This is a genomic window from Streptosporangium sp. NPDC003464, from assembly GCF_053588315.1.
Map to the genome: position 1 here is coordinate 1 of NZ_JBSFPS010000314.1, position 10,989 is coordinate 10,989.

At 73.1% G+C, this 10,989-nt stretch carries 12 protein-coding genes; 8 read left to right on the plus strand and 4 right to left on the minus strand.

Annotated elements, in window-relative coordinates:
• Positions 1-919, plus strand: a 919-nt coding sequence (locus ACWDS7_RS41915; RefSeq protein WP_451933815.1) for a trans-sulfuration enzyme family protein, incomplete at its 5' end; no start/stop codon positions are given.
• A gap of 50 nt (positions 920-969) precedes the next feature.
• On the plus strand, positions 970-2,079 hold the full coding sequence (locus ACWDS7_RS41920; RefSeq protein ID WP_451933816.1) for a D-alanine--D-alanine ligase family protein: 1,110 nt from the start codon (positions 970-972) through the stop codon (positions 2,077-2,079).
• Here ACWDS7_RS41920 and ACWDS7_RS41925 read toward each other — a convergent pair.
• A complete protein-coding gene (locus ACWDS7_RS41925) occupies positions 2,071-2,508 on the minus strand; it encodes a DUF3515 domain-containing protein (protein ID WP_306865046.1) in 438 nt (145 codons plus the stop codon). The genes ACWDS7_RS41920 and ACWDS7_RS41925 overlap by 9 nt on opposite strands.
• Positions 2,509-2,527: 19 nt before the next feature.
• Entirely contained in the window at positions 2,528-2,761 is a 234-nt protein-coding gene (locus tag ACWDS7_RS41930) for an Lrp/AsnC family transcriptional regulator (protein ID WP_306865049.1), read from the minus strand.
• A gap of 51 nt (positions 2,762-2,812) precedes the next feature.
• Between ACWDS7_RS41930 and ACWDS7_RS41935 the strand changes: the two genes are divergently transcribed.
• The 3 genes from ACWDS7_RS41935 (at position 2,813) to thiD (ending at position 5,749) form a co-directional block, all read left to right on the plus strand.
• Positions 2,813-3,769, plus strand: coding sequence for a thiamine-phosphate kinase (locus ACWDS7_RS41935; RefSeq protein WP_451933817.1), 957 nt, complete (start codon positions 2,813-2,815; stop codon positions 3,767-3,769).
• A gap of 226 nt (positions 3,770-3,995) precedes the next feature.
• Entirely contained in the window at positions 3,996-4,904 is a 909-nt protein-coding gene (locus ACWDS7_RS41940) for a hypothetical protein (RefSeq protein ID WP_451933818.1), read from the plus strand.
• 23 nt (positions 4,905-4,927) lie between these two features.
• Complete coding sequence (gene thiD, locus ACWDS7_RS41945; RefSeq protein WP_451933819.1) at positions 4,928-5,749, plus strand: bifunctional hydroxymethylpyrimidine kinase/phosphomethylpyrimidine kinase; 822 nt, start codon at positions 4,928-4,930, stop codon at positions 5,747-5,749.
• Here the strand turns inward: thiD and ACWDS7_RS41950 are convergent.
• On the minus strand, positions 5,746-5,979 hold the full coding sequence (locus ACWDS7_RS41950) for a hypothetical protein (RefSeq protein ID WP_451933820.1): 234 nt from the start codon (positions 5,977-5,979) through the stop codon (positions 5,746-5,748). The two genes, thiD and ACWDS7_RS41950, sit on opposite strands and share 4 nt — an antisense overlap.
• Before the next feature lie 89 nt (positions 5,980-6,068).
• Entirely contained in the window at positions 6,069-6,254 is a 186-nt protein-coding gene (rpmB, locus tag ACWDS7_RS41955) for a 50S ribosomal protein L28 (RefSeq protein ID WP_012894387.1), read from the minus strand.
• Positions 6,255-6,451: 197 nt separating this feature from the next.
• Here rpmB and ACWDS7_RS41960 point away from each other — a divergent pair, with 197 nt between their 5' ends.
• From ACWDS7_RS41960 to ACWDS7_RS41970, 3 genes are all read left to right on the plus strand, one after another.
• Positions 6,452-8,029 carry a DAK2 domain-containing protein gene (locus tag ACWDS7_RS41960; RefSeq protein WP_451933821.1) on the plus strand — a complete coding sequence of 526 codons (1,578 nt, stop codon included), beginning with the start codon at positions 6,452-6,454 and terminating at the stop codon, positions 8,027-8,029.
• 161 nt (positions 8,030-8,190) lie between these two features.
• The gene (gene recG / locus ACWDS7_RS41965) at positions 8,191-10,362 is read left to right on the plus strand and encodes an ATP-dependent DNA helicase RecG (protein ID WP_451933822.1); all 2,172 of its coding nucleotides are present in this window, start codon (positions 8,191-8,193) and stop codon (positions 10,360-10,362) included.
• A gap of 392 nt (positions 10,363-10,754) precedes the next feature.
• Positions 10,755-10,989: RsmD family RNA methyltransferase (locus ACWDS7_RS41970; protein WP_451933823.1), on the plus strand; the 235-nt coding region annotated here is incomplete at its 3' end.

The following is a 10,989-nucleotide window of genomic DNA, read 5'->3' on the forward strand; positions in this document are numbered from 1 at the left end:
CCTGATGACCTTCCTGCGCGCGGGCACGCACATCGTCGCCCCGGCCCCGCTCTACGGCGGGACCCACTCGCTGATCACCAATGTGCTGTCCCGGTTCGGGGTCGACGCCGCCTTCGTGGACTACGGCGACCCGGCCCGGGTGCAGGCGGCGATCCAGCCCCACACGAAGATCATCTACGCGGAGACGCTGTCCGATCCGACGACGGCCGTCGCCGACATCCGCGGCCTCTACCGGATCGCCCGCAGGGCCGGCGCGCTGCTGGTGGTCGACTCCACCTTCGCCACCCCCGTCGTCTGCCGCCCCCTGGAGCACGGCGCCGATCTGGTGATCCACTCCGCGGCCCGCTACCTCGGCGGCCACGACGACTGCACCGGCGGCGTCGCGGTCGGCCGTCCCGCCCTGATCGCCCGGCTCCGGGAGGTCTGCGTCGACATCGGGGGGACGCTCTCGCCCGACGACGCCTTCCTGCTCCGCCGGGGGCTGGAGACCCTGCCGCTGCGGGTGCGCCGGATGTGCGCCACCGCGATGGTGTTCGCCGCGGCGGTGGCCAAGCACCCCGCCGTCCGCCGGGTCGACTACCCCGGCCTGCCCGGGCACCCGGGTCACCAGCTCGCCAGGCACCTGTTCGACTCCGGGCCCGAGGGCACCAGATACGGCGCCTGCGTGACGGTCACCCCGCGCGGCGGCCACGGCGCGGGCACGGCGCTGATCGACGCCCTCAGACTCGCCTCGATCTCCACCTCCGTCGGCGGCACCCGGACCAAGGCCGCGCACCTGGCCTCGACCGGCCGGCCGGCCGGCGGGGCCTCCGGGATCGACGCGGCGGCCGTCCGCTTCTCCATCGGCCTGGAGGACGCCGAAGACCTGATCATGGACGTGACCCAGGCGCTGGACTCCCTCCCCGAATCGGCGGGATAGGCGCGTCTGACAGGCGGATTGACCTCTCAGAGGGGGTAGATTCGGTCATCATGAGCGAGCAGCACGAAACCCGGCCGAGGGTCGCAATCGTCTTCGGTGGCCGTAACTCCGAGCACGCCGTCTCCATCCTCGGAGCCGGTAGCGTGCTGGAGGCCATCGATCGGTCCAAGTACGAGGTGGTCCCCATCGGAATCGCCCAGGACGGCCGGTGGGTGCTCGTCTCGGACGACCAGCGCTACGCGATCGAGGGCGACGAGCTGCCGGCCGTCGAGGCCGGGGGGACGGGCCTGGCGCTGTCGTCCGGCGGCGGCACGCTGGTGGCCTCCGAGCCCGGCAGCATCCCGGTCGAGCTCGGCCGGGTGGACGTCGTCTTCCCGGTGATGCACGGGCCGTTCGCCGAGGACGGCACCATCCAGGGCCTGCTGGAGATGGCCGGGGTCCGCTATGTCGGCTCCGGGGTGCTGGCCAGCGCGGTCGGCATGGACAAGGCGTACATGAAGATGGTGCTCGCCGCCTCGGGCCTGCCCGTCGGCCCCCACGTCGTGATCCGCGACCGTGACTGGCGCACCGACCGGGACCGGGTCCTCAAGGAGGTCCAGGAGCTCGGCTGGCCGGTCTTCGTCAAGCCCGCCCGGGCCGGGTCGAGCCAGGGCATCTCCAAGGCGCACGACCTGGCGGAGCTGGAGTCGGCCGTCGAGTTCGCCCGCGAGCACGACCCCAAGGTGCTGGTCGAGGCCGCGATCGTGGGCCGCGAGATCGAGTGCGCGGTGCTGGAGTCCCTGGGCGACGACGCCCCGCGGGCCAGCGTGCCCGGTGAGGTGCTGGTCCGCGGCGACCACGAGTTCTTCGACTTCGAGGCCAAATACATCGGTGACGACATGTCCCTGTCGGTGCCCGCGGACATCCCCGCCGACGTGGCCGAGAACCTGCGGGCGATGGCCGTGCGCGCGTTCGAGGCACTGGGCTGCGAGGGCCTGTCGCGGGTCGACTTCTTCTACACCACCGACGGCCGGCTGGTCCTCAACGAGATCAACACGATGCCGGGCTTCACCGCGATGTCGGTCGCGCCGCAGCTGTGGGCCGCCACCGGCCTGTCCTACGCCGACCTGGTCGACCGGCTGATCCAGCTCGCGCTGCGCCGGTCGCCGGGCCTACGGTAGCGCCGCCTTGATGGGGGCCGCGAGGTCGACGAGGACGTTCTCCGGGACATGCTGCCGGGAGATCGTCACCTCCACGTAGACCTCGCGGCCGACCGAGGTGAACAGCAACGGCCTGGCGGGGTCGGAGAACCACGCCACCCCGTCGATCTCGGGCACCTGCTCGGTGGCCGTCATCGTCGCCGGCCGCGGCACCCCGCAGCGCAGCGCGATCCCGGCCTCCCCCCAGACCACGACGTACGGCGACGCCGGGGTGGTCTCCACCCGGGCGGCGCCGTCGAGCTCCTGCGGCAGCCGTTCGCCGAGTGTCCTGCACGCGGCGGCGGCCGGACCCTCCGGGGTGGGGGGATCCACCCGGACCGTACTACTGCATCCCGCCAGGATCAGCAGGGCGCAGGCGTACCCCGTCCAACGAGCGAACCGGAGTGACATCACGCATGTTCCTGAAAGGTCAAATGTGGACGATTGGACACGTAAGCGTACGTGTAATCCCCTCGACCGCCTGAATCTGAGCCACCACAAGCTTGCCTAGCTCATCCACGTTCCGCGCCTCGGCGCGGACGATAACGTCGTAGGGGCCGGTGACGTCCTCGGCCTGGGTGACGCCGGAGATCCCTGAGATCTCCCCGGCCACGTTCGCCGCCTTGCCGACCTCGGTCTGGATAAGGATGTAGGCCTGCACCATAACGTCCTCCCGGGCGATTGGATCAGTGCCGAAGGGCCACCGTACCCTGTGATGAACGGGAGGTGCGTCATCACAGTCGGAGATCTCGGCGAATTCGGAGTTGTTGCACGTATTACTGGGCGTTTGCCCCAGGGAAGAGCCGTACTGCTCGGTCCCGGAGACGATGCCGCGATGGTGAGCGCTCCAGACGGCCGGGTCGTCGTGACGACAGACTTATTGATCGAGGGTAGGCACTTCCGTCGCGATTGGTCCAGTGGGTACGACATCGGTCGAAAAGCCGCAGCGCAGAATCTGTCCGACGTCGTGGCGATGGGCGCCGACCCCACCGGCATCGTGGTCGGTCTCGGCCTGCCCGCGGAGGCGGCCACCGAATGGCTGGACGACCTCACCGACGGCTTCCGCGACGAGTGCGACCTCGTCGGCGCCAGCGTGGTGGGCGGCGACATCACCCGCTGCGATCTGGTGGTGATCGGCGTCACCGCCCTGGGCGACCTGGGCGGGCGCGCACCGGTCACGCGTTCGGGAGCGCGTCCGGGCGACGCGGTGGCGGTGGCCGGGCGGCTCGGGCACGCCGCCGCCGGGCTCGCGCTGCTCGACGGCGGCCTGAGCGAGCCGGCGGAGCTGATCGACGCCCACCGCCGCCCCCGGCCGCCCTACGCCCGCGGCCCGGAGGCGGCCGCGCTCGGCGCGACCTCGATGCTCGACGTCAGCGACGGCCTGCTCCAGGACCTGGGACACCTCGCCAAGGCGGGCGGGATCGGCATCGTGCTGGCCCCCGAGGACTTCGCCGTCCCCGCGCCGCTGGAGGAGGCCGCCCGCCTGCTCGGCGCCGATCCGCTGGAGTGGGTGCTCACCGGCGGGGATGACCACGCCCTCGCCGCGACCTTCCCCGCGGACGTACGGCTCCCGCCCGGATGGACCGTGGTCGGCCGGGTGACCGAGGGCGAGGGCGTACAGGTCAGGGGCCGCAAGCTGGAGCACGGCGGCTGGGATCACTTCCGGAAGTGACGTTTCCCACTCATGTGACATCAGTTAAATTTGCCACAAACGGTTATTAAACTGGTATGAAGATGGGCGGTCGAGATTCCCGAGAGAAAGGGGCAACATGGGCCGCCACGGTGGACATGACCAGCAAGCCCCCCGCAACCGGGGGAGACGCGAGCCGGAGCCCACCCCGGAGCCTGACTATCGCGACGAGCCGATCGGGCGCCGGCTCCGTCCCGAAGAGTCGGCGGTGACCGAGCCCCGGGCCGGGTTCCTGGGATCGGGGTGGTCGGCCACCTCGGAGCTGTCCGACTCGGTCTGGCCCGAGGAGAAGCGCCGTTCCGGTGGGCGGGTCAGGACGCTGGTGCTGGCCGTCGCGGCGGTGGCCGTGGTGCTCGGCGGGACCGTGGCCGGAGTCCAGATGCTGGGCAGCCCCGCCGGGTCCACCGCCGACTGCCCGCCCAGCGGCTGCCGGGCGGAGACGCCGGACCAGTCGGAGCCGTACCCGACCGACCTGGCCGGCACCGCCGACCAGACCGGGGAGCCCACGCCGAGCCAGGAGTCCGAGACGGCGGAGAAGGGCGAGACCGACCCCGCCCCCACACCGGCGGCCACCCGCAGCCGGACCGGCCGCACCTCGACCGCGGACCCCACCCCGACGCCGACGGCCACCCGCGCCCGGCGCACCGAGCCCGCGCGGCCCACCGAGCGGCCGGAGCCCGAGCCCAGCCGGACCGGCCAGTCCCTCGTCACCGACACCCGGACGCAGGACCCTGCGCACACCCCGGACGCCACCCAGCCCCCGGACCCCCAGCCCTCCATCCCGGACGACCCCGGCACGCCGAACCCCCCGGCGGCCGGCGGCGCGGCGATCACGGTCGACTTCGGCGTCGTCACGGAGAAGGCGGAGGTCTACACCGCCGAGCTCGTGGTCACCGCCGGAGAGCGGCTCACCGACCTGACGCTGAGCCTGCCGGTCGGCGGCGAGGTCACCTCGGTGAGCGGGGCCGGCTGGGAGCAGAACGGCGACACCCTGGTCATCGGGCCGGCCGCGTCTCTGGAGGCCGGCGAGAACCTGGTCCTCACCTTCACCGCGCAGGGCCGGGCACAGGCCCCGCGGAGCTGCTGGAGCACCCGGGGAGAGTGCTCGGTCGTCTGAGCCGGAGCTGGTTGGATGGAGACATGACCGATCCGACCCCTCCTCGTGTGCTGACCGTCGCCGGTTCCGACTCCGGCGGCGGCGCCGGGATCCAGGCCGACCTGAAGACAATGCTCGCCCTGGGCGTGCACGGCATGAGCGTCATCGCCGCGGTGACCGCACAGAACTCGCTGGGCGTCCAGGGATACTGGGAGCTCCCGCCGGAGGCGGTGCGCGCCCAGCTCGACTCGGTGCTCGGTGACATCGGCGTCCAGGCGGTCAAGACCGGGATGCTGGCCTCGCCCGCGCTGGTGGAGGTGGTCGCCGAGGTGCTGGCCGGGGTCGAGGCGCCGGTCGTGGTGGACCCGGTGGGGGTCTCCAAGCACGGCGACACGCTGCTCGCCCCCGAGGCCGTCGACACGGTGAAGTCGCGCCTGCTGCGGACGGCCACCGTGGTCACCCCCAACCTCTGGGAGGTGGCCCAGCTCACCGGGGTGAAGGTCGAGGACGAAACCGACCTGGGCCGGGCCGCCGAGGCGGTCCTGGAGCTGGGCCCCACCTGGGCGCTGATCAAGGGGGGCCACCTGCCCGGCGCCCCGGTGGACCTGCTGACCGACGGCACCCGCGAGTTCCGCTTCACCGCCGAGCGCCACGACAACCGCCACACCCACGGCACCGGCTGCACCCTGGCCTCGGCGATCGCCTCCTACCTGGCGCGCGGCGAGGACGTCCCGGCCGCCGTGGAGCGGGCCAAGACATATGTCACGGGCGCGATCGCCCACGGGTTCGCGCTGGGGGAGGGCATCGGCCCGGTGGACCACGCCTGGCGGTGGCGCCGGGACGCGGGCCCACAGGAAACGCCCTAGAGAATCCTGGCGATCGGGCCGGTGCCCAGGCGCCGGAGCGGGCCGGCCCTCCGGGCGGCCTGCCCGGCCTCCGGGCATCCCGGCGAGGAGCCCAGCCGGACGCGGGCACGGGCGAGGTTCACCCGGTGGGGGGCGGACGTCTGGCGGACCTCCGGGACGCTCCCCTCCAGCACCGACCGGGACCGGAAGGTGCCCAGGGCGTTGACCTGGAGGAGCGCCCACACAGGCACCGGCCGCCCGGGGCGGCGACCCCGTGGAGAGGCCGGAAAAGCAACAGCCCGTCACCCCTTCCGGGGCGACGGGCTGCGAGGAAGCCTGACTATCGGGTGACCTTGCCGGCCTTGATGCAGGAGGTGCACACGTTCAGCCGCTTCGGCGTGCCGTTCACCACTGCGCGCACGGGCTGGATGTTCGGGTTCCAGCGGCGGCGGGTGCGGCGGTGCGAGTGGGAGACGTTGTTGCCGAAGGTCGGCTTCTTAGCGCAAACGTCGCAGACGGAAGCCACGGTTCGCTCCTTTTATCAGTCGAGAGGCTCGATCCGCCGCACAAGCAGGCGGTCATCGGGCACGCCGGGACAACCGGCTGGCCACACGAGGATATCCGATGTCCGGCCCTGCATGCCAACACGGGCCGCCATGACTGGCCGAACGGGGATAATCTCCAGAGCAACCGTAGCGCATATCGGAAGGGTGGAGGGCAGGCATGCTGCAGGTTCTCGACCCGCCGGCGGTCCGGCGGTGGTCACGGCTGGCCGCCGAGACGCTGGGGAAGGCGCGCGAGGAGATCGACGCGCTCAACGTCTTCCCTGTGCCCGACGGCGACACCGGCACCAACCTGCACCTGACCATGCTCTCCGCGGCCGAGGCGCTCGACGGGCTGCCCGGTGACGCCGACGCGGCGACCACCTGGCAGACGCTCGCGCAGGGCGCGCTGCTCGGTGCCCGCGGCAACTCCGGAGTGATCGTCAGTCAGGCGCTGCGCGGCCTCGCCGAGGTGCTCAGGGCGGCCGAGGGGCGGGGCGCCGATCTCGGGCGCGGGCTGGTCAGAGCCGCCGAGCTGGCCCGCGGCGCGGTGGCCAGGCCGGTCGAGGGCACGGTGCTCAGCGTGCTGACCGCGGTCGCCGGGGCCGTGCGCGGCCTGACGGGAGACCTCGCCTCGGTGGCCAGGAGGGCGGCCGACGAGGCGCGCTCGGCGCTCCGCCGCACCCCGGACCAGCTCGACGTGCTCGCCCGCAGCGGTGTGGTGGACGCGGGCGGGGCCGGGCTGGCGATCATTCTGGAGAGCCTCGCCGCGGTGGTCACCGACTCCTACACCGGGCGGGTCGACATCCCGGCGCCGGCCCACAGGGTCGCCCCGGAGGTGGGCCCGGAGGCGGGGGAGGGCCCCGGCTACGAGGTCATGTACCTGCTCGACGCGGACGAGGCCGCGGTCGGCGCGCTCCGCGGCGAGCTGGACGCGCTCGGCGACTCCCTGGTGGTCGTGGGCGGCGACGGCCTGTGGAACGTGCACGTCCACGTGGACGACGCGGGGGCGGCGATCGAGGCGGCCATGCGGGTGGGCCGGCCCCACCGGATCAAGGTGACCTACCTGGTCGGCTCCGGCCGGACCCACCCGGCGGCCCGGGGACGGGGCGTGGTGGCCGTGGCCGCCGGGCCCGCGCTGGGCGCCGTGTTCGAGCAGTCGGGGGCGGTGGTGGTCCGCCGGGAGCCCGGCTCCAGCCCGCCCCTGGCGGCGGTGCTGGCCGCGATCCGCGAGGCCGGCACGGAGGTCGTGGTGCTGCCCAATGACAGCGGGACCCGCGAGGTCGCGGTGGCCGCCGCCGAGATCGCCCGCGAGGAGGGGCTGGTGGTCAGCGTGCTGCCCACCAGGGCCTCGGTGCAGGGTCTGGCGGCGCTGGCCGTCCACGACCCGCTGAGGCGCTTCGACGACGACGTGGTGGCCATGACCGAGGCGGCCGCGCACACCCGCCACGGGCACGTCTGGGTGGCCGACCGGGAGGTGATGACGAGCGCGGGCCTGACCGTACCGGGAGACGTCCTGGGCGTGATCGACGGCGACGCCGCCGTGATCGGCACCGGCCTCGTGGACACCGCCCTTGAGATCACCCGCCGCATGGTGTCGGCGAGCAGCGAGCTGGTGACCATGCTCCAGGGCGTCAACGCGCCGGAGGGGCTGGCGCGGGCCGTACAGGACCATCTGGCCGAGACCAGGCCCGACGTCGAGGTCGTCCTGTACGAGGGCGGGCAGGGCGGCTACCCGCTGCTCATCGGCGTCGAGTGAGCCCGGCGCCGCGGCGGACGGGAAGGCCGGTGGGGAGGCGGGCGGCCGGGGACGGTACGGCGCGCCGGCGACGGACGGGCCGGGGGCGGTGCGGTGACGGGCGGTGAGCGGGCAGGGGGCGCCGCGTGAATTCTGTCGCCCGGACACGGTAGAAACTTGGGGTGACGAGCTTTGACGAGCCGCTGGCGAAGGCACTGGACCCCAAGACGGCCAAGCTGCTGGAGAGCGTCCTCGACCTGCGCACCGTCGGCGACCTGCTGCGGCACTACCCCCGGCGTTACGCCGAGCGCGGCGAGCTGACCGATCTCGACGACCTGCAGGTCGACGAGCACGTCACCGTGGTGGGCGAGGTCACCAGGGCCATGCGCAAGCCGATGCGCAACAAGGGCGGCACCTGGCTGGAGGTCGAGGTCGTCGACGGCCGGCGCAGCAGGATCTACCTGTCGTTCTTCGGCAAGGCCTCCCACATCGCCGAGACACGGCTGCGGCCGGGCAGGCGGGGCATGTTCGCGGGGAAGGTCGGCGCGTTCGGACAGGGCGACAAGCGCAGGTGGCAGCTGTCCCACCCCGAGTTCGAGATGTTCGACGAGAGCGAGGCCGGAGCCGAGGAGTTCGCGGCCGCGCTGGTGCCGATCTACCCGGCGGGCAAGGACGTGACGCCCTGGGCGATCCGCCGGGCGCTGGGGGTCGTCCTCGACACCATGGGCCCCCTCGACGACCCGCTCCCGGCCGAGCTGCGGGCCCGGCACAAGCTGCCCGGCCTGGCCGAGGCGCTCCTGGCGATCCACCGGCCGCGCGATCACGGCGACGTGACCCGGGCCCGCAAACGGCTCAAGTTCGACGAGGCGTTCCTGCTCCAGGCCGTGCTGCTGCAGCGCCGGATGGCCGCCGCCTCCTGGCCCGCCACGCCCCGGCCCCGGCGCGGCGACGGGCTGCTGGCCGACTTCGACGGGCGCCTGCCGTTCCAGCTCACCGAGGGGCAGCAGAGCGTGGGGGAGGAGGTCGCGGCCGACCTGGCCCTCGCCCATCCCATGCACCGGCTGCTGCAGGGCGAGGTGGGCGCGGGCAAGACCGTCGTCGCGCTGCGGGCCATGCTCCAGGTGGTCGACGCCGGAGGGCAGGCCGTGCTGCTGGCGCCCACCGAGGTGCTCGCCCAGCAGCACCACCGGTCGATCTCGGCCATGCTCGGCGACCTGGCCGCCGGCGGCATGTTCGGCGGCACCGCGGTCGCCCTGCTGACGGGCTCGCTGGGCGCGGCGGCCCGCCGCTCGGCCATGCTCGACGCGGCCTCGGGCACCGCCGGGATCGTGGTCGGCACCCACGCGGTGCTCCAGGAGCGCGTGCAGTTCGCCGACCTCGGTCTGGTCGTGGTGGACGAGCAGCACCGCTTCGGCGTCGAGCAGCGCGACGCGCTCCGCGAGAAGGCCGGCGGCGGGCGCCCCCACGTGCTGGTCATGACCGCCACCCCGATCCCGCGCACGGTCGCCATGACGGTCTTCGGCGACCTCACGGTCTCCACGCTCTCCCAGCTCCCCTCCGGGCGCGCCCCGATCACCACGCACGTGGTGCCCGCCGCCGAGAAGCCGCACTTCCTGGACCGCACCTGGACGCGGCTGCGCGAGGAGGTCGAGCTCGGCCGGCAGGCATACATCGTCTGCCCGCGCATCGGCGACCTGGAGGGGGACGAGGGCGACCTGTCGAAGGACGACGACGAGCGGCGCCCGCCGCTGGCGGTGCTGGAGGTGGCCGAGATGCTGTCGGAGGGTCCGCTGCGGGGCCTGCGCACGGCGGTGCTCCACGGCAAGCTGCCTCCGGAGGAGAAAGACGCCGTGATGCGGGCCTTCACCCGGGGCGAGGTCGACGTCCTGGTGGCGACCACGGTCATCGAGGTCGGCGTCGACGTCCCCAACTCCTCGGTCATGGTCATCATGGACGCCGACCGGTTCGGCGTCTCCCAGCTGCACCAGCTCCGCGGCCGGGTCGGCCGTGGCGGGCTGCCCGGCCTGTGCCTGCTGGTGACCGACTCCCTGGGCGGCACCCCGGCCCGCCAGCGGCTCGACGCCGTGGCGGCGACCCTCGACGGCTTCGAGCTGTCCCGGGTCGACCTGGAGCAGCGCCGTGAGGGTGACGTGCTGGGTGTGGCCCAGTCGGGCCGCAGGTCGTCGCTGAAGATGCTCCAGCTCCTGCGTGACGAGGACGTCATCCACGCCGCCCGCCAGGACGCCGAGGCCATGCTGACGGCCGACCCCGACCTGGCGGGGCACCCCGTCCTCCGGATGGAGATCGACCGGCTCCTGGCCGACGAGCGCGCGGAATATCTCGAGAAGACCTGAGGATCGGAAGGGGGCCGCCGGCGGTGCGGCGGGATGCGGGGCGGACGCCCAACTGCGGGGACGGCCTCCCCCCGAATGCCGTCCCCGCCTGGGCCCACTCTCGGGTCAGGTGCCGAGAGCACCGGCGTGCGGAAGGGCTCACGATCACGCCGGTCGGCCTCCCCCTGGGTCACTTGGAGGCCGCACGACTCATCATGCAAGGCGTCGGGACCGGGTGGAACGACCCTTGCGCTTTCGTCGCCACTCCTTGCCCACTCTTGACCTAGATCACCTCCCCAGACCCTTTTGACCTGCGGTTATGCGATCCGCCGCGACACGCCGGGCTGCCGGGGCGGGCTGTTGGCCAAGATTGTGGGACGAGGGGTGACATCCGGCACTGAGACAATGGACGGGTGAGTCGAGTCATCGCGGGGAGCGCAGGGGGGCGGCGGCTGGCCGTGCCACCGGGGCGGGGGACCCGCCCCACGAGTGACCGGGCCCGGGAGGGCATCTTCTCCACGGTGGGGTCGCTGCTCGGCGCGCTGGACGGGGCGAGGGTGCTGGACCTCTACGCCGGCTCCGGCGCGGTCGGGCTGGAGGCGCTGTCCCGGGGGGCGGCCCACGCGCTGCTGGTGGAGTCCGACGCCA